At 66.5% G+C, this 21442-nt stretch carries 21 protein-coding genes; 8 read left to right on the top strand and 13 right to left on the bottom strand.

Annotated elements, in window-relative coordinates; all coding sequences use genetic code 11:
- Window positions 1-42: 42 nt before the first annotated feature.
- From ACW7G0_RS12385 to glk, 3 genes are all read right to left on the bottom strand, one after another.
- Window positions 43-1833: a DUF885 domain-containing protein gene (locus ACW7G0_RS12385; RefSeq protein ID WP_456990003.1), complete on the bottom strand. Its 1791-nt coding sequence runs from the start codon at window positions 1831-1833 to the stop codon at window positions 43-45.
- 159 nt (window positions 1834-1992) lie between these two features.
- Window positions 1993-2943, bottom strand: coding sequence for a PLP-dependent cysteine synthase family protein (locus tag ACW7G0_RS12380; RefSeq protein ID WP_456990001.1), 951 nt, complete (start codon window positions 2941-2943; stop codon window positions 1993-1995).
- Between the two features lie 121 nt (window positions 2944-3064).
- A complete protein-coding gene (gene glk, locus ACW7G0_RS12375) occupies window positions 3065-4054 on the bottom strand; it encodes a glucokinase (RefSeq protein ID WP_456989999.1) in 990 nt (329 codons plus the stop codon).
- Window positions 4055-4307: 253 nt separating this feature from the next.
- Between glk and ACW7G0_RS12370 the strand changes: the two genes are divergently transcribed.
- A complete protein-coding gene (locus tag ACW7G0_RS12370) occupies window positions 4308-4886 on the top strand; it encodes an outer membrane beta-barrel protein (RefSeq protein WP_456989997.1) in 579 nt (192 codons plus the stop codon).
- A gap of 100 nt (window positions 4887-4986) precedes the next feature.
- On the opposite strand, the gene ACW7G0_RS12365 is transcribed toward ACW7G0_RS12370, so the two are convergent.
- From ACW7G0_RS12365 to ACW7G0_RS12345, 5 genes are all read right to left on the bottom strand, one after another.
- Window positions 4987-6042 carry an NAD(P)H-dependent glycerol-3-phosphate dehydrogenase gene (locus ACW7G0_RS12365; RefSeq protein WP_456989996.1) on the bottom strand — a complete coding sequence of 352 codons (1056 nt, stop codon included), beginning with the start codon at window positions 6040-6042 and terminating at the stop codon, window positions 4987-4989.
- Between the two features lie 9 nt (window positions 6043-6051).
- A complete protein-coding gene (gene secB / locus ACW7G0_RS12360; RefSeq protein WP_456989994.1) occupies window positions 6052-6570 on the bottom strand; it encodes a protein-export chaperone SecB in 519 nt (172 codons plus the stop codon).
- 109 nt (window positions 6571-6679) lie between these two features.
- Window positions 6680-7117, bottom strand: coding sequence for a rhodanese-like domain-containing protein (locus ACW7G0_RS12355; RefSeq protein WP_456989992.1), 438 nt, complete (start codon window positions 7115-7117; stop codon window positions 6680-6682).
- Window positions 7118-7183: 66 nt separating this feature from the next.
- A complete protein-coding gene (locus tag ACW7G0_RS12350) occupies window positions 7184-7648 on the bottom strand; it encodes a hypothetical protein (protein WP_456989990.1) in 465 nt (154 codons plus the stop codon).
- A 59-nt stretch (window positions 7649-7707) separates the two neighbouring features.
- Window positions 7708-8163, bottom strand: coding sequence for a YiiD C-terminal domain-containing protein (locus ACW7G0_RS12345; protein WP_456989988.1), 456 nt, complete (start codon window positions 8161-8163; stop codon window positions 7708-7710).
- Between the two features lie 99 nt (window positions 8164-8262).
- On the opposite strand from ACW7G0_RS12345, the gene ACW7G0_RS12340 reads away from it, so the two are divergent.
- The 3 genes from ACW7G0_RS12340 to ACW7G0_RS12330 are packed head-to-tail and all read left to right on the top strand — an operon-like array spanning window position 8263 to window position 11349.
- On the top strand, window positions 8263-9072 hold the full coding sequence (locus ACW7G0_RS12340) for a uroporphyrinogen-III synthase (RefSeq protein WP_456989986.1): 810 nt from the start codon (window positions 8263-8265) through the stop codon (window positions 9070-9072).
- On the top strand, window positions 9065-10087 hold the full coding sequence (locus tag ACW7G0_RS12335) for a uroporphyrinogen-III C-methyltransferase (protein ID WP_456989984.1): 1023 nt from the start codon (window positions 9065-9067) through the stop codon (window positions 10085-10087). The genes ACW7G0_RS12340 and ACW7G0_RS12335 overlap by 8 nt, the downstream gene beginning before the upstream one ends.
- Complete coding sequence (locus ACW7G0_RS12330) at window positions 10084-11349, top strand: heme biosynthesis HemY N-terminal domain-containing protein (protein ID WP_456989982.1); 1266 nt, start codon at window positions 10084-10086, stop codon at window positions 11347-11349. Before ACW7G0_RS12335 ends, ACW7G0_RS12330 begins: the two co-directional genes overlap by 4 nt.
- A gap of 9 nt (window positions 11350-11358) precedes the next feature.
- On the opposite strand, the gene ACW7G0_RS12325 is transcribed toward ACW7G0_RS12330, so the two are convergent.
- Window positions 11359-12636, bottom strand: a complete 1278-nt coding sequence (locus ACW7G0_RS12325; RefSeq protein ID WP_456989980.1) for an acetyl-CoA C-acetyltransferase — start codon at window positions 12634-12636, stop codon at window positions 11359-11361.
- A gap of 173 nt (window positions 12637-12809) precedes the next feature.
- On the opposite strand from ACW7G0_RS12325, the gene ACW7G0_RS12320 reads away from it, so the two are divergent.
- Window positions 12810-13742: a hypothetical protein gene (locus ACW7G0_RS12320; RefSeq protein ID WP_456989978.1), complete on the top strand. Its 933-nt coding sequence runs from the start codon at window positions 12810-12812 to the stop codon at window positions 13740-13742.
- Between the two features lie 30 nt (window positions 13743-13772).
- Here ACW7G0_RS12320 and ACW7G0_RS12315 read toward each other — a convergent pair whose 3' ends face one another.
- Window positions 13773-14360, bottom strand: a complete 588-nt coding sequence (locus tag ACW7G0_RS12315; protein ID WP_456989976.1) for a superoxide dismutase family protein — start codon at window positions 14358-14360, stop codon at window positions 13773-13775.
- 151 nt (window positions 14361-14511) lie between these two features.
- Between ACW7G0_RS12315 and ACW7G0_RS12310 the strand changes: the two genes are divergently transcribed.
- Entirely contained in the window at window positions 14512-15303 is a 792-nt protein-coding gene (locus ACW7G0_RS12310; RefSeq protein WP_456989974.1) for a YggS family pyridoxal phosphate-dependent enzyme, read from the top strand.
- Window positions 15300-16160: a pyridoxine/pyridoxal/pyridoxamine kinase gene (gene pdxK, locus ACW7G0_RS12305; protein ID WP_456989972.1), complete on the top strand. Its 861-nt coding sequence runs from the start codon at window positions 15300-15302 to the stop codon at window positions 16158-16160. The genes ACW7G0_RS12310 and pdxK overlap by 4 nt, the downstream gene beginning before the upstream one ends.
- Window positions 16161-16258: 98 nt before the next feature.
- Here the strand turns inward: pdxK and glnA are convergent, their stop codons facing one another.
- On the bottom strand, window positions 16259-17668 hold the full coding sequence (gene glnA, locus ACW7G0_RS12300; protein ID WP_456990179.1) for a type I glutamate--ammonia ligase: 1410 nt from the start codon (window positions 17666-17668) through the stop codon (window positions 16259-16261).
- A 163-nt stretch (window positions 17669-17831) separates the two neighbouring features.
- On the opposite strand from glnA, the gene ACW7G0_RS12295 reads away from it, so the two are divergent.
- Complete coding sequence (locus ACW7G0_RS12295) at window positions 17832-18635, top strand: undecaprenyl-diphosphate phosphatase (protein ID WP_456989971.1); 804 nt, start codon at window positions 17832-17834, stop codon at window positions 18633-18635.
- 28 nt (window positions 18636-18663) lie between these two features.
- Here ACW7G0_RS12295 and ACW7G0_RS12290 read toward each other — a convergent pair whose 3' ends face one another.
- Both ACW7G0_RS12290 and ACW7G0_RS12285 read right to left on the bottom strand, forming a co-directional pair.
- Window positions 18664-19278, bottom strand: coding sequence for a YbhB/YbcL family Raf kinase inhibitor-like protein (locus ACW7G0_RS12290; protein ID WP_456989969.1), 615 nt, complete (start codon window positions 19276-19278; stop codon window positions 18664-18666).
- Between the two features lie 19 nt (window positions 19279-19297).
- Window positions 19298-21379, bottom strand: a complete 2082-nt coding sequence (locus ACW7G0_RS12285) for a tetratricopeptide repeat protein (protein ID WP_456989967.1) — start codon at window positions 21377-21379, stop codon at window positions 19298-19300.
- Between the last annotated feature and the right edge of the window lie 63 nt (window positions 21380-21442).

Below are 21442 nucleotides of genomic sequence, written 5' to 3'. Positions count from 1 at the left end.
GCCAGCTGGCGCGCCGTCACGATGGCGGCCGGGTCTGGCGACCTACTCGGTCATCAACTCCACGATCGCCGGTACCGGCGCATTGCCGTAGCTCAGGAACCGGTTGTGGAATGTCTTCAAGTCGAAGTCATCGCCCAACGTCGCCTTCTGCTGTTCGCGGAAGTCGTAGATCTCGGTGTAGCCGGTGAAATACGAGGTCAGCTGCACCTGTGACAGGCGCACCCGACGCCACTTGTTGACGGCTTCGGTTTTTTCCTGGAACGCCTCGCGTTGCAGCAGCGCCATCGCCTCCGCCTCGGTCATGCCTTTCACATGGACCGCGTAGTCGAGGATCGCGTTGGTGACCACGCGCAGGTTCCACTTGTCGTACATCAGCCACATCTCGGGCGCCTGGTCGCCCCAACCGGACTCCAGCATCATCCGCTCGGCATACACCCCCCACCCTTCGATCATCGCGCCGTTGCCGAGCATGGCCTTGATCAGGCTGGGGCTCTTGTTGGCATGCATCAACTGGGTGTAGTGCCCCGGGATCGCCTCATGGATGTTGAGCACCTGCAGCACCCAGTGGTTGTACTCGCGCAGGAAGCTCTCGGCCTGCGCATCGGTGTAACCATCCAGCGGACTGACGTTGTAGTAGGTGTTGGCGGTCGGATTGAACGGGCCCGGCGCGCTGACCGAGGCTCCCGCGCCGCCGCCACGCATGTACTCGGGCGTTTCGCGCACCACCAGTGGGCGGCTCAGGTCCTGGTCGAGCAGGTCATGCTCGCGCACGAAGTCGGCCAACAACGGGATCTGGCGATTGATCTCGTCGAAGAACTCGTCGCGGTCGACATGACGCGCGGAAAGCTTGTCGATCATCTGCTCGATCCGGACCAGGCGATCGTCCGGCATCAGGGTGTCGGGAAAGTACTTGGGCCACAACTCGCGGGTGAGGCCATCCATGTGCTCGTGCAGGGTGTTCTTTGCTTCCACCGCACGCTGGTACAGCTGCGCGGCGGTGAAATGCGACTGCACGTCGAAAGCGAACTTGGTTTCGTACAACTCCTCGCCGATGCGGAACGAGCGCGTGTCACCCGCGGCCAGCTGCGACTGCTCGGCTTTCAACCAGTCTGCCCAGTGCTCGACGGCCGTGCGCGCGGCATCGACACGGGTAGAAAACAGCGCCTTCTCGGCCGCGTCCAGACCCGACTCGGCCACCTGCTTGCGCAGGCCATCGCCCAGTACGCTCAACGTGCCATCGCTTTGGACGATGGCCAGCTCCACGTGCTCGGCGGTGGGATTGTCGATGTTCGCCTGCGCTGCAGCGTAGTACTCCGGCACGTGCTCCAGCCGCGCCAGGACGGTACGCAGGCGCGCATCCTCCTCGGCGTATGGGGTGTTGAGCAGCAGCGCGATCGGCCCGGCGACGTTGTAGCTGGCCGGATTCCAGGCCCAGCTGCGGAACGTGGTCTGGTACCAGATGCTCGATTCAAACTGGTTCTTCAACAGCTCGTAGTCGATGCGCTCGCTGGGCGGCAAGCGCGCCGGATCGAACCCGGCCAGCTCGGCGAGGCCAGCGCGTGCGAAGGCAAGATCTTCCGTGCGCCGGGCGGCGTCGGGGATGGTCAAGGTCGCCGCGTTGTCGTAACGGCCGGCGTAGATCGAGCGCTCGGGGCTGCGTTCCAGCCCGCGCATCAGCAGCGATTCGGCGACCTTGTCAAAGCGTGCCGACAGCGCGGTCGACCCGGCCGACACGGCGGTACCCGTCGCTTCCGCCGGTGGTGGTGTCGACTGGCAGCCGACAAGGCTGCCCAACGCCACGGCGATAATCAGGGAAAGACTGGTCTTGCGCATCGTGAAGCTCCGACTCGATAAGCGCGACCGGGCCGGCCACGGCAAGTCCTTGATGGTAACCAACCCGCCGGACCGGTCCCCGTGCCGATGGTCAGGCACTGCACGCCGGCCGGTCGCGCCGCGCCGCGCCGGGCGGCACATGCCGGGCGCGCGCCGGGCTCACGCGAACGGGCTCGGCTCCGGCAGATCGCCTTCGGCCTGCATGAAGTAGTCCTGCAGGTATTTCTCGCCCTTGTCGCAGAACAGGGTCACCACGGTTTTCAGCTCCGGATGCCGCTCGCGCACGCGCTTGGCCGCCAGCAGGTGGGCGCCGGAGCTGGGGCCACAGAACAAACCGTGCTTGCTGGCGAGGTCGCGCATGGCCTGTACCGCCTCGGCGCTGGCAACGCTGGTCACCTCGTCGACCAGTGCGCCGTGGCGCTGGAAGATCCCCGGCACGAAGCCATCGGAGATGCCCTCGATCTGGTGCAGCGCCACTTCACCGCAAAGCAGGGTGCGCGATTCCGACGGCTCCATCGCAAACAGCCGCACGTTGGGGTTGACCGCACGGAACGCCTGGCCGACGCCAATCAGGGTTCCGCCGGTGCCGACCCCGACCACCAGCGCGTCGGGCACCACGCCGTCGGGCAACTGGGCGAGAATTTCGGGACCGAGGATCACCCGGTTTTCCTCGACGTTCCATTCCGACTCGAACTGGCTGGGGCAAAAATGACCCGGCTTGGCACCCAGTTCACGCGCCATCTCCAAGGCGGCGTTGACGTGGAAGTCGCCACAGAACTTCACCTGCGCGCCATAGGCGCGTGAAATCGCCACCCGTTCGCTGGACAGTCCTTGCGGCATCACCACCAGCATCCGGTAGCCCTTCACTGCGGCCACCATCGCCAGCGCGTTGCCGGTGTTGCCGCTGGTGGCTTCCACGATGGTGTCACCGGGCTTGAGCGCGCCCGATTGCTCGGCCCGTTCGATCATGTACTTGGCGATACGCGCCTTGATCGATCCCGACGGGTTGAGGAACTCCAGCTTGGCGTAGATGCCCTCCACTTCAAGCAGCGGGGTATCGCCGACGGCGTCGAGGATGCTGGTCGAGATCGATGTGAAGCGGGTGGTCATGACGAAGCTCCTTGCAGGCGCTGCAACGGTGGCGGGATGGCGGGCCGATGTACGCAGTCTCGCTACGATGTCCGCGTATCGCACTGACCTGGATCAGGCCGGACGGCCGCCTTGAGCGGGTTCAGGCGCCGGCGGCGCGCAATGCGACCGCCGCTCCCAGCAAGCCCGGGTTCGGATGGGTCACCACGCGCACCGGCACCGATTCCAGGCGAGCGGTCAAACGTCCCTTGTCCAGGAACCGTTCGCGAAACGGGCTTTCGCGCAGGAAAGGAATGAAGCGCGGTGCAATACCGCCGCCGATCGCAACGCTGCGCGCACCATGGATCAACGCCATGTCGCCGGCAACGCTGCCCAGGATCGCGCAGAAGCAGTTCAGTGTACGCACCGCCGCCGGCTCCTGGCGTTCCAGCGCCGACCGGGTGATCTCGGCCGGGGCGCGCAAAACGACACCCTCATCGACGCCCGGCGGACCTGCGCCGCGCAACACCGCGTCGATATATGCCAGCCCGCTGCCACTGAGCAGGCGCTCATTGGAAACTCGGCCAAACTTTCGCCCCAACCAGGCCGCGATGGCGTGCTCGGACTCATCGACCGGGGCGAATGTCGCGTGTCCGCCCTCAGTCGCCACCACGTGCCACCCGCCGGACGGGCAGCCGACCAATTGGGCGACGCCGAGGCCGGTTCCGGGTCCAAGCACGCTGACCGGCCCCCGCAGCCCGTTTGCATCCGGACCTGACAGCGCAGTCCAGTCATCCGGTTGGAGCGCGGTCAGCGACCACGCGACCGCCGCAAAGTCATTGATCAGCCGCAACTCGTGCAGCCCCAGCGCCTGTTGCAAACCGGCGTGACTGAACGACCACGCCCGGTTGGTCAACTGGATCACGTCGGAGGCCAGCGGGGACGCTACCGCGATTGCCGCGTGGGCCGGACGCACGCCAACCTCATCCAGATAGTGTTCCGCGGCAAGTTGCAGGCTCGGAAAACCAGCGTTGGCCAACTGGCGCGGCTGCAGCAGCCCGGGTCGCGGATCGGCGGTATCGGTCAACGCGAAACGGGAATTGGTGCCACCGACATCGGCGACAAGCGCGAGGGTGGCTGGCGATGTCGTCATTGGCACGGTCTCCGTCATTGTTCCCGCGCATCCAGTCTAGGCCGGGCGCATGCATGCCTGGGTCAATGGCCGACCGCAATGGCGCCAGCTTCCGCCCCACCCTGAATGCCGCCTGTAGTTCCTGTACCGGCACGTACATTATTCAGTTGGGATTTTGTTGCATCCGCGATACTGCCGGCGTCGGGTCGCGATGTCGCCTTGGTTTGAGGGGGCCGCACCCGAACGAACTACCAAATTCGAGAGGCCAAGCCCGATGAAGAAGTCACTGCTCGCCCTGACCCTGGTTGCTGCCCTGCCGTTCGCGGCGTCCGCGGCCGATGGCGTTTCCTATAATTATGTCGAAGGCGGTTACATCAACACCGATACCGACGCCACTGGCGCCGATGGCTGGGCCATCGCCGGTTCTGGCGCGATCGCGCCGAACTTCCACGTGTTCGGCGGCTATTCGGGCCAGAAGACGGACGATTTCAGCGTCCTCGGGATTCCGTACGAAGGTGTCGACATCGACCAGATGCGCGTGGGTATCGGTTACAACCACGAGATCTCGCCGCGTGCGGACCTGTTGACCCGGGTTGCCTACGAGCGCTCCGAGGACGAGTTCAACAACAGCCTCAATGGTTACAGCGTCGAAGCCGGCGTGCGTGGCGCGATGACCCCCAACCTGGAAGGCTACGCGCTGGCCGGGTATGAGGATGGCAGCGATTACGACGGCGATTTCTACGGCCGCCTTGGCGCCCAGTTCAAGTTCAACCCGACCTGGGGCCTGAGCGGCGATGTCAAGTTCGTCGACGGCGACACCCAGTACTTCATTGGTCCGCGCATCACGTTCTAAGCAGCACCCTGCAACAGATTGCGATCTCTCTCTCCCCGATCGTCGCGATCAGAAAACCCGGCCTCGGCCGGGTTTTCTTTTGGCTGCCAATCAAGCGGTGTCAGCCAAACAGGGCGCCAGGATACTCGGCTTTTTGTTCGCGTCCCATCAACTGGCGCAGACCCTCGCCCGGTGATATCTCGCCATGCAACACCGCGTAGACCGCCTCGGCAATCGGCAACTCGACGTCGTGTCGACGCGCCAGCCGCATGACCTCATCGGCGGTCTGCACCGATTCGACCACCTGGCCGATCTCGCGCACCGCGTCCTCGATCGACTGGCCCCGGCCCAGCGCCAATCCCAGCCGCCGGTTGCGTGACAGGTCACCGGTACTGGTCAGCACCAGGTCGCCCAACCCGGCCAACCCCATCAGGGTCTCGGGGCGGCCACCCAGGGCGCGGTTGAGGCGCAGCATCTCGTTCAATCCACGGGTGATCAACCCGGCACGTGCGTTCAGCCCCAACTCCATGCCGTCGGCAACCCCGGTGGCCACCGCGAGCACGTTCTTCATCGCGCCGCCCAGCTCGGCGCCGAGCATGTCGTCACCGGTGTAGGCGCGGAAACTCGGTCCGTGCAGGATCTCGGCGACCTGCTGTGCAAACGCAGGTGTGTCGGAGTGCACGGTCAATGCGGTCGGCAGGCCGCGGGCGACCTCCTTGGCAAACGACGGGCCGGTCACCACCGCCAGTGGCACCGGCGCGCCAGGTGGGTCGGTCGCCAGGATCTGCGCGGCCACCTCATGCAGGAAGCGGCCGCTGCCGGGCTCAAAGCCCTTGGTCGCCCACGCTACGCCGGCATGCGCCGGGCGGTGCGGTGCCAACGCACGCAAGGTGTCCGCGAACGCGTGCGAAGGCACTGCGACCAGTACCAGATCGACACCCGCCATCGCCACGGCCAGATCGGTGGTCGCGCGCAAGGTATCGGGCAACGGCACACCGGGCAGGTAACGCGTGTTCTGCTGGCCCTGGTCGATCGTCGCGATGACCGAAGCGTCGCGCCCCCACAGCACCGCCTGATGCCCATGGCGTGCGATCAGCGAGGCCAGGGCGGTGCCCCAGGAGCCCGCGCCCAGCACGGCGATGCGCAACCCCTCGGCCTCGTTCAAACGGGTCGGCATCCTGGTCGCTCAGGCGTTGCCGGCGGGCTCGGCGTTGCCCAGGCTTTCCGCCTGCTTCTCCGAGCGCTGGCGCAGGCCTTCGGCATACAGCGCATCGAAGTTGATCGGCTGCAGGAAAAACGGCGGGAAGCCACCGGACTGGACCAGGTTGCTGATCAATGAACGCGCGTACGGATACAGCACGGTAGGGCAATGGATACCCAGCAGGTTGTCGAGCTGGGCGGCCTCGAAACCACTCAGGGTGAACACGCCCGCCTGCTTCACTTCCACCAGATACAGCGGCTTGTCATCCGCATTGCAGGTCAGGGTGATTCCGAGCACGACTTCGTAGTTGGTCTCGTTCAGGCGCTGCACGCTCTGGTTGAGGTTCAACTGCAGCTGCGGCTGCGCCTGCTCGCTGAACACGGCCGGACCGCCAGGAACCTCGAACGAGACGTCCTTGGCATAGATCTTCTCGATCGTGAAAGAGGGGCCAGTGGCGGCGGCATCGGCAGGCGCCGCGGCACCATTGAGGGTTTCTTCGGACATCAGGAGACTCCAGTAAAGCGCAAGGAAAGATTATGGCACGCACGTTCGCGCACCTCGGAAACTCAGGCTGGGGGCGTTTGGCCGGGTTGCAATAGCCAGCCGCGTCCGATCAACGGCGTCCCTTGACCAGCGGCATGTCCGCCTGCACCCAGGACTGGACGCCGCCATCGAGCCAGTACACCTTCTCGAAACCGGCTTTCTTCAATCGCTTGGCGGCGCTGGCCGAGGTCTGGCCGCTACGGCAGGTCACCACCACCGGCAGCGCCTTGACCGGCGCCAGCAATTTACTTTCCGGGTCGAACTGGCTGGGTTGCACCGACTTGCTGCCGGCGATGTGGCCTTTTTCGAAATCATTGGCAGGCGACAGGTCGATCACCAGCGCGTTGTCGCGATTGATCAACCCGGTCAACTCGGCCGGCCGCAACGCGGTATAGCCACGGAACAGGCGGGAGATCTCGACATAGGCCAGCGCGACGGTGATACCCACCAGCGCCAGGGACAGATAGAGGTTGCGCTCGGCGAAGGCCAGCAGGGTTTCGACAGTCACGGGGTCACGGGCAGGGCAATGGGGCGGGGATTGTCGCCCAGCGCCGCCGGGCGTGCAAAAAAGCCGTCATTCCCCCGCCCACAGGTCGGGCAGGTCACTGGTCAGCCACCAGCCCTTCACGGCCTCGTCGTAACGCCATTGTTCGCGGTAATTCACCGTTCGCTGGGTCATGGTGTGTCGATTGATCACACCGATCTGGATGTTGCGCATCGCCGTACCCGCCTCGAGATTGCGGGTGGAGCCGACGTCACGGTACGAAGAGACCTGGATTTGCTCATAGCGCTTCATCTCCAGCTCGGTTATTGCATTTTCGGCCCGGACCTCGGGATCGACCAGGTTGCGCGCACCGCCGAAATCACCCCAGCGGATCGCACCCGACCAGGCATACTGCGCGGAATCGAGAGCACTGGCGGCCGGACTGCCGCTCGCACAGCCGCCAAGGGCCAGCAAGCCCAATAGCGCGCCCAGCAACAACGGGCGCGAGACAAGGCGATGAAACCAGGACGTGGACTCGAATTGGCGAGGGGGCATGCAGGTTCCAGTGCGGTGGCAGAACCGCCATCCTAGCGGGCTACGTGACGGGCTGCCGGTCAGCGGACGATGGCGACGTAGCGGGCCGTGAAATCGGTCGCGATCCGGCCATCGGGCAACGGCACCCGCGCCACCAGATGCGCCCGCGCCCGACCGCGTTGGCGCAGGGTGGCGATGAAGTGGTCCCAGTTCGACCGCGGTGCCAGCTCGGCGCTCACCTGCAGGTCATTGAACAACGGCAGCAGATAGCGGACCTGGCTGTCGGCAACATAGACATCGGCCTCGACACCCGCTGCCTCGACCTGCAACGACATCAGGCCCCAGCACGCCAGGGTCATGACCGACGCCAGGCTGCCGCCGAACGCGCAGCCCTTGTCGTTGAGATGACGCGCCAGCGGCGCATGCAGCTGCAGCCGCTGGCCATCGTAACCGTCGATCCGGAGTTCCATGGCCGCCACCGGCGGCATTGACTGATAGTGATGGGTGAGGCGTTGCAGCGCGTCGCTATACGGCATGGGAACTCTGTCGAGCCGGCGCTACCGGCGGGGAGGGGAAAGTGGCGGGCTTGGGGCATGGCGAATGCAACCTTCCAACACGCATGCCAAGCTGTCGCGATGTCATCGCGCTCATTGCCCGCTGCATGGTACGTGATCTCGCTGCGGCCACGCGGCGGGCATGCGACGTTGCGGCGGGCCGCTGCGCGTCATGACGGCGGCTTGCTTGCATTGTCACCGTGGACGCTACAGGCCATTGATGACCCCGACAACCGCGATGCCCTGAAGGCCGCCCTGGCAGCATCGCGAGTGCTGTTCACCAGCCCTGCCGCGGCCCGCGCCGCGGCGGCCCTGCAACCGTTGCGAGTGGCGCCCGGCCAAGGCTGGTTTGCGGTTGGAGCCGGTACCGCGTTGGCTTTGCGTCGGGCCGGCATCACGGCGGTGGTGACTCCCGAGCGAATGGACAGTGAAGGCTTGTTGGCACTGCCCGGGCTGCAGCAACTCCAGGGCAGCACATTGGGACTGGTGACCGCACCCGGTGGGCGCGGTGTCCTTGCTCCGGCCCTGCAGGCACGTGGCGCACAGGTAATCCGCGCCAACGTCTACCAGCGGGTGCCGGTAACACCTTCGCCACGGGCGTTGGCCGCGATCCGTCGCCTGGCGGCCCCCGCGGTGCTGGCGGTGTCCAGTGCAGAGGCCCTGCAACTGGTGGTCGCCAGCGTCCCCGACGATGTCGTCGCGCGGTTGCAGGCGATGCCGGTCGCCGTCGCCAGTGAGCGATTGGGTGATCTTGCCCGCGAACTTGGGTTCCCCCGTTGCCACCGCGCCCACAGCGCCCGACCGACCGATCTCGTCGCCGCGTCACTGGCCGCCCTGTCCCGGGACCCGGCCGCATCGGGTTCGGGCAGCAGTTCCGGTAACATTGACTGACCCCAACCTGACTGCGCCTGCCGTGTCCACGACCTCGTCCGATTCGACTCCGCGCCGCCGCCGTAAATGGCCGTGGTTGATCGTACTGCTGTTGATCGCGGCAGCCGGATGGGTTGGCTGGCAACAGTGGCAACGGGGCCTGGCCGTCGAGCAGGCGACCAGCAATGCCACTGGTTTGCAGTTGGATGCGCTCGGCCAGCGCGTCGACCTGCTGCGCCGCAATCAGAAAGCCCAGACCCAACGCCTGCAACAGGCCGTCGCCACCAACCAGGTCCTGCGCAGCGAACTGCTCGGGCTGGCCGAGCGCTCGGCCTTGATTGAAAGCAGCTTCGCACGCTATTCCGACCCCAGCCTTCGTGGCGTGCAGGCGTTACGGCTGGACGAGGCCGCACTGCTGCTGGGCATCGCTCAGCAACGACTGATGATTGCCGGCGACCTGGATGGCGCCCGGCGCGCGTACGCACTTGCTGCCAGCGTGCTGGAGCGCGTCGATGACCCCGCTTATCTGAGCCTGCGCCAGACCCTGGGGCAGGAACGGGCCGCGCTGGACCAGGCCGACACCGAGCCCCGCGCGGCGGCACTGGCGCGGCTGGATGGTTTCGCCCAGCGCATCGAAGCGACACCCCCGCTACAAACTCCACCAAGCGCTGCCGCAGCGCCGTGGTGGAAGCGTGCGTTTGGCGGCATCGTGGAAGTGCGCCGGAACGACGAACCCATAACCATGGACCCGGCCGACCGCGCTGCGACCGAGACAGGACTGCAACTGGAGATCACCCTGGCCAGGGCGGCCGCAGAGCGTCGCGACGTTGACGGTTACCGGTCCGCGCTCGCCCGGGCCCGGCTCTGGCTGGACCGCCTGCCCGCTGCCGCCGACGAGACACGCGCGCGGCGTATCGCGCTGGATGAGATCGCGGCAATGCCACTTTCACTTTCGCTTCCAACCCTTGGCACCACACTGAACCAACTGAACCAATTGCGTCAGTCTCGCGCCATGCATCGGGAGCCTATTGAATGAACCTGTTCCGAAACCTGTTGTTCTGGATCGTGCTGATACTGGTCGGCGCGCTGGTCGCGCAATTGCTGGTGCAAGACCCCGGCTCGCTAATTCTGGATTATCGCGGCACCCGCTATACCACCACCCTGGCTGCGGCGGTCCTGATCGGGCTGGGGTCGTTGCTGGTGTTGTGGCTGATCTGGAAGATGATCAGCTTGCCCATCGTCGCGCTGCGGCGGCGGCGCAAAAAAGCCGCCCGCGCCAAGCTGATCGATGGACTGGACGCGCTTGAGCTGGGCCGCTGGAACCGTGCAGAGAAGCTTCTGGAAGAGGCGGCGCGCAACCCCGGCGCAGAAGACGACGGTGTCGCCCATATTGCCCGGATTGGCGCTGCGCGCGCCGCTGCCGCCCGCGGCGACACGGCCCAGGCGAACCAGTACCTGGATGGTCTGGCGGTCCCGCACCCGGTGACGCGTGCGCTGACCGCGGCGGACCTGGCACTGGCGGACGGCCGGCCGGGCGATGCCCTGCTGGCGCTGGAGACTCCCAACGTGCAACCCCTGCCACCGCGCGGGCTGTTCCTGCGCGCGCAGGCACTGGCCGCGACCGGCGATGTCGGTGAGGCCTACGGCCTGTTGGGCGCAATGCGGCAGCAGAAGGTCCTGCCGGTCGATCAATTGGACCGACTGGAAACCGAGTGGTCCGAAACCGCACTGCGCCAGGCGCCGGACGCGAATGTACTGGCCGATCGCTGGGAAGCGTTGCCCAAGCCGTTCCGTACCGACCCCGGCACGGTGAGCGCCTATGCCGAGCGCGCCGCGGCGTTGCGCTGGGAGGAGGCCGCCGCCAAGAGTGTCGAGCAGGCGCTGGACAAGCAGTGGGACGACTCGCTGGCCGGGTTGTATGGCCGCCTGCCGATCGGTCAGCTGGACCGCCGGCACAAGAATGCCGAGCGCTGGTTGCAAGCCCACCCTGCCAGTCCCGGCCTGCTGCTGACGCTGGCCCGGCTGAATCGTGCCCAGGGACAGTGGCCACAAGCCGAGGACTATCTGCATCGCGCGCTGGCGCAAGGTGCCAGCGGCGACGCGTGGGAAGAGCTCGGCCATGGCTTCGCCCAGGCCGGCGATGAATCACGTGCGCGGCTGAGCTATGGCAATGCGCTGCGATTGCATCGGGGCGAGGCGGTCACCGAACTGCCGGGCCGTGACATGCGCCAGCAGATCCACGATCGCGCGGTGATCGAGGAACGCGACGAGCACGGGATGCCACGATTGCGCGAATAGCCGGTTGGATCAGCGCTCCAGGATGGCAGTCACGCCCATGCCGCCGGCGGTGCAGATCGAGACCAGGCAGCGGCCGCCACCGCGCTGCTGCAGCTCCTTGGCCGCGCTGGCGACGATCCGCGCGCCGGTCGCCGCAAACGGGTGACCGGTCGCCAATGACGAGCCGTTGATATTGATCTTCGCCGGATCGATGCGCCCCAGCGGCGCGTCCAGCCCAAGCCGGGTCTTGCAGTAGTCCTCGCTCTCCCACGCCCGCAGGGTGCACAGCACCTGGGCGGCAAATGCCTCGTGGATCTCGTAGAAGTCGAAATCCTGCAAGCTCAGGCCATTGCGCGCGAGCATCTCCGGCACCGCAATGGTCGGCGCCATCAGCAACCCTTCCCCGTGGGCAAAATCGACCGCCGCCACCTGCGCATCACGCAGGTAACACAGCGGCTCGTGGCCATGCGCTTGCGCCCACTCGTCGGAGGCCAGCAGACAGGCGGCCGCGCCATCGGTCAGCGGGGTCGAGTTGGCGGCGGTCAAGGTACCGCGGCCAGAGGTCCGGTCGAATGCCGGCTTCAGCGTTGCCAGCTTCTCCAGCGTGCTGTCCGGGCGCAGGTTGTTGTCGCGCGAGACGCCGCGGAAGCTGACCACCAGGTCATCGAAGAAGCCGCGCTCGTAGGCCGCCGCCAGCTTCAAGTGCGACGACAGCGCCCACTCGTCCTGCGAATCGCGCGCGATGTTCCACTGCTTGGCCATGTCCTCGCAGTGCTCACCCATCGACTTGCCGGTGCGCGGCTCGGCGACGCCGGGGAAGTCAGGCTTCAATTCACGCAGCGAAAACCCCTTGAACGCCGCCAGTTTGCCCTTGAAATCCTTCGCCGCGGCCGCTGCAAGCAGACGCCGGCGCAGCTCCTTGCCGTAGACAATCGGCACATCGGAGGTGGTATCCGAACCCCCGCCGATCCCGGCCTCGATCTGGCCAATCGCAATCTTGTTGGCGACCGTGATGATCGTATCCAGCGAGGTGCCACAGGCGCGTTGCATGGTCAGGCCGGGGGTCAGTGGCGACAGCCCGGACGACAACGCCGCCTCGCGACCCAGGTTCCAGTCGCTGGAATGCTTGATCACCGCGCCCATCGCAACCTCGCCCAACTGTTGCCCGTGCAGCCCGTATTTCTCTACCAGCGCGCCCAGCGTGCGCACCGACATCCCCAGGTTGCCAACATCCGCATACGCGGTGTTCTGGCGGCAGAACGGAATTCGGACACCACCAAGCACGGCGACAGGACGGGTTTGGCGCATTGATCACCTCGGACGATGGGCGTTGCAGTCGTGCCAACGCTGCTTGCGTGAGTCCCACAATGGCTTGCGGGCATAATGGCCGCAGTGTAGCGCTGCACCTGCGCGCTTCCAAACGCCTGCGTATCCAATTACTCCAGACCGTGTGTCCAACCCGCGAATTTCCCAGGGATCCAATGAGTCCAGCCGCCGATACTGCCCACCCCACACCCGAGCTGCACGTGCTGGGTGCCTTCGCCATCGAAGTGGTCGGCGCCGCGCCGGTGGGCCGCGACCGGCTCTCGCAAGCGGAGGTCGGCGCGCTGGCACACCTGGTTGCGCGCGATCTGGCCTCCTTCGCGCCCGAAGCCAGCGCACTGGAGCTGGTGACGGTGGGCGCCCACTACGACCCGGTGGAGCTGTTGCGCCCCGGCTGGCCATTGCATCGGGAGTTGTCCGAACTCGCCGCACGTGCGCCGCGCGGCAGCCACGACCTCGACGCCGGCCGGATCATTGCCTTCGGCGCCAGCGATTCGCAAATGCCCGGCGCGCTGGCCCCTTCCTCCGACTACCTTGGTGGGCCATTGCGGCTGATGCCGTTCGTGCTGACCGGCGCAAGCGATGCCGTCGCGCGGGTTGGCGATGCATTCGAGAAAGACCTGATCGAAGTCGGAATGGCCGCCGCCGATACCGCGCTGGCCGCGCAGGAGGCGTTCGGTCTGCAAGTCGAACACGCCCGCTACCTGACCGTGAACGACCTCGCCGCGATGACCTCGATCCAGTACGACCATGCCGGACTGGGGCCGCTGTGGCCGTTACTGGAAACCGCGTTGCTGCGCCCGCAACAGCGCGCCTGGCTGGACCAGCCGCCCGAGCCGCTGCTGCACTACACCGATGGGGAAGTGCGGATCGCCCTGTTCTCACCGGCCGCCTGGCAACAACGCTATGCCGCCGCTGAGCATTCGCCCGCCGCGAGCGATCAGGACGCGATGGGTGAGCAGCGTCACCGGCAATTCCAGCACTTCCAGGCGCGGCAACGACAGATGGCCGCCGTGCTCGGAGCGCATGGGATCGCCGTGCAGTTCGTGCACTGCGGCCGCGACACCGATTGCCGCGCCGCTCTGGCCTGAAGCCGGCATCAGACGCAGATGCCGGGCGTCTCAGCCAGCCTGGATCACGCCACAGGCGATGCGTGGACCAGCCGCACCGGAAGGCTGGCTGGTGTAGTCGTCTTCCCCGCCATGCACGATCACTGCCTTGCCGATGGCGTCGTTGGCCGCACCACCGCCCAACACCGGGCCGCTGGCGTGCAGGTCGACGGTGGCGACACCCTCGGCGTTGGCGACGATGTTGTTCATGTCACCGGCATGATGGGCCGGAGTGCCAACCTTGCCGTGCGGCATAGCGGTCGGATTGAAGTGCCCGCCGGCGCTGCTGGCGTCGGCCGCGCTGCAATCGCCCTTCTCGTGGATGTGGATGGCGTGGGTACTGCCGGGCGTCAGGCCGCCGACTTCACCGCGCAAATGCACGCCATCGCCCATCGGGACCACGCTGAGCTTGCCGCTGACCAGGCTGCCCGACGCTGCCGCGAGATTGACGTGCGCGCTGGCAACGGTGGATTGGGTCGGCAAACTGGCGCCGCTGGGGGCTGCAGCGTCAGTGCTGGCGGGCGTGGTGCTGGGCGCAGTGCTGCACGCGGCCAGGGCGAGGCTCAGCAGGCTGGCGCTGGAAAACAGGGCGATCTTCATGGATGGCTCCTTCAGTGGGTCAATGGGCAATGGCGTTGCATCGGTGGACCGCAGCACCGTAGCGCGGCGGCGGTTCAGCGCAGGTGAATCGTGGGCTGGTCACAGAGTACCAGCGGTACAATCAACCCATCGTCTTTGGAGGTTCCCACCGTTGGACGTTCCGCACCCCGGATCACCACTACCCCAACCGGTCTACCCGCAAGCCGTCACCGTCGACGACTTCGCACGCAACCTCGCGGCGATTCGCGCACGCATTGCCGCAGCGTGCCAGCGGGCGGGACGCAATCCCGATGAGGTCCGGCTGTTGCCGGTCAGCAAGACCATCGACGAGGCGCACATCCGCCTGTCCTATGCCGCCGGCTGCCGGATGCTGGGCGAAAACAAAGTCCAGGAGGCCTACCGCAAGTGGGAGGCCATGGCGGATCTGGCCGACCTGCAGTGGTCGGTGATCGGCCACTTGCAGACCAACAAGGCGAAGTTGGTAACCCAGTTCGCGACCGAGTTCCAGGCCCTCGACAGCCTGCGACTGGCCAAAGCGCTGGACCGCCGCCTGCAGGCCGAAGGTCGTCAGCTGGACGTGTTCATCCAGGTCAACACATCGGGCGAAGCCAGCAAATATGGTCTGTCTCCGGATGACGTGACGGCATTCGTGAAACAGCTGCCAGCGTTTGCTTCGCTGCGCGTACGCGGGTTGATGACGCTGGCCGCTCTGTCCTCCGACGCCGCCCGGGTACGCAGCTGCTTCGTCCTGCTGCGCAACCTGCGCGACCAGCTGCGCCAGGATGCACCGGACGGGATGGACTTCGACGGATTGTCGATGGGCATGTCGGGGGACTTCGAGCTGGCGGTGGAGGAAGGCTCCACCGTGGTCCGCGTCGGCCAGGCGATCTACGGTGCCCGCGCACTGCCGGACAGCCACTATTGGCCGACTGACCCGGCATGACGCCTGCAGATCCCGCGGACCCGTCGACCCGCTTGCAGCCGCTGCACATCGATGTCGTATCGGTGCAGTCGCAGGTGGTCTATGGGAGCGTTGGCAACGGCGTTGCCGTACCCACCCTGCAGAAGCTCGGCCTGCGAGTTGCCGCAGTGCCGACGGTCATCCTGAGCAACACCCCGCATTACCCGACGATGCACGGCGGCGCGCTGCCGACAGCGTGGTTTTCCGGCTACCTGGACGACCTGCAGGCGCGCAATGCACTGACCCGGCTGCGCGCGGTGCTGGTCGGCTACCTCGGCGGCCCGGATCAGGCATTCGCGCTGGCCAGCTGGATCCGCGGGCTGGAAACCTCTCATCCACAGCTGCACGTGCAGATCGACCCGGTGATCGGCGATCACGACACCGGCGTGTACGTCGACCCCGGAATGGTTGCGGCCTACCGCCAGCACCTGCTGCCCCTGGCCCACGGGCTAACCCCCAATGGCTTCGAGTTGCAGCGCTTCAGCGACCACCCGGTCGACACTGTCGAGCAGGTCATCGCCGCCGCGCGGACGCTGCTGGTCGGCCGTACCCGGTGGGTCGTGGTCACCAGCGCCGCCCCCGGCTCCTGGGCGCACGGACGGATGCGGGTGGCGATCGTCAGCCACGACGACGCGCAAGTGCTCGAACACGCCCGTATTGACGCCGCGCCCAAGGGCACTGGCGACCTGTTCAGCGCGGCGCTCAATGGGCAACTGTTGGCCGGCAGCCCGCTGTTTGAGGCCGTCGGGCACGCATGCGACGAGGTGGTGGCGGCCATGCAGCTCACCTACCGCGAACACTCGGCGGAGCTGTTGCTGGCTACTCACCGATCCAGTTAAGCGCAACGTCCATGGATCCCCGCCTGCGCGGGGATGACGGTATCGGCTCCTGGCGCCGTCGGGAGCCGTCGACCAACTGGTGGCGTATTTCGTCGCGACTAGATCGCGTAGTACATCTGGTATTCCAGCGGGTGGGTCGCGGCGCGGAATGCGGTGACTTCCTTCATCTTCAGACGGATGTAGGCGTCGATGAAGTCGTCGCTGTACACACCACCGGCCTTGAGGAAGTCGCGGTCCTGGTCCAGCGCGTCCAACGCCTGGTCGAGGCTGTGGCAGACGGTCGGGATGTTCTTCTCCTCTTCCGGCGGCAGGTCGTAGAGGTCCTTGTCGGACGGCGGGCCCGGGTCGATCTGGTGCTTGATCCCGTCCAGGCCGGCCATCATCAACGCCGAGAAAATCAGGTAGCCGGAGTTCATCGGGTCCGGGAAGCGCATCTCGATCCGGCGCGCCTTCGGATTGGCGACATACGGGATCCGGCACGAGGCCGACCGGTTGCTGGCCGAGTACGCGAGCATCACCGGTGCCTCGAAGCCCGGCACCAGCCGCTTGTAGGAGTTGGTGGTGGCATTGGCGAAGGCGTTGATCGCGCGCGCGTGCTTGAAGATGCCACCGATGTACCACAGCGCCATCTGGCTCAGACCGCCGTAGCCGTCCCCCGAGAACAGGTTGTTGCCGCCCTTGGCCAGGCTCTGGTGCACGTGCATCCCGCTGCCGTTGTCACCCACGATCGGCTTGGGCATGAAGGTCGCGGTCTTGCCATTGCGGTGGGCGACGTTCTTGATGATGTACTTCATCGTCAGCAGTTCGTCGGCCTTTTTGGTGAGCGAGTTGAAGCGGGTGCCGATCTCGCACTGGCCGGCGTTGGCCACCTCGTGGTGGTGGACTTCGACCTCGATGCCCACCGCCTCCAACGCCTTGCACATCTCGGCGCGGATGTCGTGCAGCGAGTCCAGCGGCGCGACCGGGAAGTAACCGCCCTTCACGCCCGGGCGGTAGCCGGTGTTGCCGCCGGCGTAGTCCTTGCCGGAGTTCCATGCCGCCTCTTCCGAGTCGACATGGAAGAACGTGTGGCCCATGTCATTGGCATAGCGGACGCTGTCGAAGATGAAGAACTCCGGCTCCGGGCCGAAGAATGCCTGCTCGGCGATACCGCTGGACTTGAGGTAGGCCTCGGCGCGCTTGGCGATCCCGCGCGGGTCGCGGTTGTAGGCCTGCATCGTCGCCGGGTCGAGGATGTCGCAGGTCAGCACCAGGGTCGGATCGGCGGTGAACGGGTCCAGGAAGGCGGTGGACGGATCTGGCATCAAGACCATGTCCGAGTCGTGGATACCCTTCCAGCCGCCAATCGACGAGCCGTCGAACATCTTGCCTTCCTCGAACAACGTCTCATCGACAATCGACTTGGGAAAGGTGACGTGATGCTGCACGCCGCGCATGTCGGCGAAGCGCAGGTCGACAAAGTCGACGCTGTGGTCCTGGATGAGTTTCTCGACGTTCTCGATGGACATGGATTTCTCGCGGATGGCGTGGCGGGAGGGGTGCGGCGTCATTTTCGCACCAAACCGGTTCACCGTGCCGACGGCGCGCATGCCGACGTCGCGTGATCGGGTTCCGCTATCCTTTGCGGCTACTGCACGGCTGTGCGCCATCTCCACATTCGGGTCATCGTCCATGTTCGACGTCTTCGCCGCGATATTGCTGGGCATCCTCGAGGGCCTCACCGAGTTCCTGCCGATCTCCAGCACCGGCCACCTGCTGATCGCCCAGCACTGGCTGGGCGCCCGCTCGGACCTGTTCAACATCGTCATCCAGGCCGGCGCGATCCTGGCCATCACCGCGGTGTTCCGTGAGCGGCTGTGGTCGTTGGCCACCGGCCTGGGCGATCGTGAGAACCGCTTGTACCTGGGCAAGATCGCGGTCGCCTTCCTGGTAACGGCACTGGTCGGGCTGCCGGTGCGACTGCTGGGCTGGGAGCTGCCCGATACCGTCTCGCCGATCGCGATCGCGTTGATCCTGGGCGGGGTCTGGATCCTGTTTGCCGAGAAGATCGCCAGCGGCCGGCCGCCCTCGGCGAAGGTCACCTGGACGGTCGCGATCCTGGTCGGCCTGGCCCAAGTCCTGGCCGGCGTGTTCCCCGGCACCTCGCGCTCGGGCGCGGCGATCTTCATGGCGATGCTGGCCGGCACCGGGCAGCGTTCGGCGGCCACCGAGTTCGTGTTCCTGGTCGGCATCCCGACCATGTTTGCGGCCAGCGCCTACACGATCCTGGAGTACTTCCTGGAAGGTGGCGCTGCCGCCGGCGGCGGCGAGGCCTGGGGCGAGTTGGGACTGGCATTCGTGGCCGCCACCATCACCGGCTTCATCGCGGTGCGCTGGCTGCTGGGCTACATCAAGCAACACAGCTACACCCCGTTTGCGATCTACCGGATCGCGCTGGGTGCCGCGTTGCTGCTGTGGTTGCCCGCCGGCGGCTGAGCCGTGCGGTGGCTTGCTTGCTGCCGGGCTATTGGTGCAACGAATACGTCGCGTGGATCGCTGCTTCGGCCAGGACGTGGCCGTGCATCGCGGAGAACACCTGCGCCGCGGTGAACGTCTCCGGCAGCGGCAAGGTATCAACATCCAGCGCGAACACGCGGAAGAAGTACCGATGCAACCGCAGATCATTGGGCGGCGGGAACGGGCCGTCGTAGCCGTGCCAGTCGCCGGCCATGTCCGGGTCGCCGGCAAACCAGCCGGTGTAGTCGTTCAGCCCCTGGCGTGATCCGGCGGGACCTGCCGGCTCGCGCTTGCCGTGGGGAACCACGCCGTCACTGCACGCACCGGCGGCGATCTCGCGCAGGTGGGCGGGCAGGTCGATCATCACCCAATGGATGAAGTCGCCGCGCGGTTGCTCGATCGGGATCTGCACCCCTTCCTTGCCCGCCATCCCGGCCACCGTGGGCGCGTCCGGATCAATGCACAGCAGAGCAAACGAGCGGGTGCCGGCGGGGACGTCCTCCCAGGCTAGGTGCGGGTTGCGGTTGCCGGCAAAGCCTAACCCGTCGGCGACCGGTTGCCCGGCGGCGAACTCCGCCGGCAGCGGTTGACGGGCTTGGAAACTGGTGCTGTGGATGTGCATGCAGGACTCCTCGATGGGCTCAGGCTTCCGGGTAGCCCAGGCGGACAGCGACCGGTGTCAGCACCGCATAGGCATCAGCGAGCGACGGTCCGAAATCGCGCCAGTGGCCAGCGGGGAACCGGTCCTCGCCCAGGCGGCCCGGCGGCGCCGGGGCGACCGCGACCTGGATCGCCTCGGCAATCGCTGCGGCAACCCCGGCCGGGTCGTTCTCAATGCCATCCAAGCGAAGCAAGCGGTGCCTGAGCAGGTCTTGTTCATGCAGATCGGCGACCTGGGTGAGCACCTGGGCCAACCAGCGCGCAGCGACCAGCGGCGACTCGAGCGCGAACGGCGCTGGCGAGCCGAATGCCAGCCAGTCCAGCAGCATGTCGCGCGGGTCGCGCAATGCGATCACCAGCAACGCCTCGGGCAGGTGCGGGCGCAGCACAAGCACGGCGGCGTTGTCCCACCACAGTAGCCAGTCAAATACCTCGGCAGGCTTGATCCCGCGCGCGGGCAGCGCCGCCTTCCACTCGGCGATCAGGTTTGCCGGCTCGGCCGTGCCGGTACTGAGCGCATCGATGGTGAGATAGCGCTGGAACAGGTCCTTGGGCGGATTGGGACCGAAGCGGTCGCCATACAGCGTCGCACCGCCCAGGTGCAGGGTGCCGGTGACGCGTTCGATCAATGAGCCCGGCGCACCCCACAGCAGGAACGCCGGCCGTTCGGCTTGCTGGACCGGCGTCAGCTCAGCCGCCTCCGGCCATGGCCCGTCCAGGGCGCTCGGCGTGGGCAATGGCAGGCGCTTGGAAACGACCTCGGCGTGCAGCTCGGCCCAGGTCGCGACGGCAGCGTCCGGTTGTCCAGCAGTGTCAAACGTGCGCCCCAGGAGCCTTCGAAGGTTGCCTTTGACCACCTCGTTGGTGGCGCGTGCCAGCAAGCCCTCAACGCGTTCGATGGCCGCCTCCGGGTCGCGTTGCTGGAGCCGGTTGATGATCCGCATCTCGGCCTTGGCGTGCCCGGGTTCAATCTCGGTAATGCGTTGGGCCAGGGCGTCGCCCTGATCCGGGTGGCCGGCCAGATCATGCACGGTGATCTGCGCTTCCATGGCCGGGATGCAGTCGGGCATCGCCTGTTGCCAGCGGCGGATCACCTCGACCGCGTCATCGCTGGCGAACTGTTCGAACAACAGGCGCGCACGCCACAGATCCACCAGTTGCGGGTGTTCCGCCACTAGGGCGTCCAGCGTGCTGCGTGCCTCGTCCGCGGCATCCAGCCGACGCCATGCCTCGCTGATCGCCAACAGGGTACGACGGTCACCCGGCTGCGCTTGCAGTGCGCCGCGCAGCCGGTCACGTGCGGCTTCATTGCGATTGGCTTCCAGCTCCAGCTCGCCCATCATCCGTTGCAGCGACGGGCTGGTGTGCTCACCTTCGAGCAAAGGCGCGATCTCGTCGGCGGCGGCCTCGGGCCGGCCCTGCCGGCGGAGCAGGTCGGCCACCAGCGCGCGCAACGGCATCGAGTCGGGATTCGCCGCGCGCAAACTGGCGAACGCCTGCTCGGCGAACGCGTAGTGGCCCTTGGCCATGTAGGCAAAACCCAGCGAGTGACGCAGGGTCGGCTCCTCGGGCCAACGTTGGGCGGCCGTGTTCAAGATCGTCAGCGCGCGGTCGGGATCCCCGCCGCGCAGCGCCAGGGTGCCTTCCAGCGCGGCGACCTGCGGGTGTTCCGGCGCAATCCTCGCCGCCGTGCGGGTCAGCCGCGCGGCCTCCACCAGGTCGCCGTGACCGATCGCCAGCTGCGCCTGCACGATGTAGGCGGGGAACTGGTTGGGGTCCAGGCCGGTGCTGCGGGCCAGAGCGACTTGCGCCTCGTCGAGCTTCCGCTCGTGCAACAGCAGCCCGGCACGCTCCAGGTGCAAATTGGCGTCATCGGGGGCAAGGCTGATGGCGCGGTCGATCGACTCGATCGCCGCGGCCTGATCGCCCGCCAGTCGCAACGCGGAGGCCAGCAACCGATGGGCGGCGGGGTCCTGGGGCTGCTCAGAGACGGCATCGCGCGCCGCCCCAAGCGCTTGCGCGGCATCGCCGCGACGCAGGGCGTCGATGATGGGTTCGTACATGGATTACTGCTCGCAATTCGGGCGGATCGCCCATTGTAACGGCGCTGTGCGTCGCCCGCCGCT

It is taken from the genome of Lysobacter sp. A286 (genome assembly GCF_054052105.1).
The sequence above is the reverse complement of the archived record's forward strand: the minus strand, read 5'-3'. Positions and strand labels throughout refer to the sequence as shown.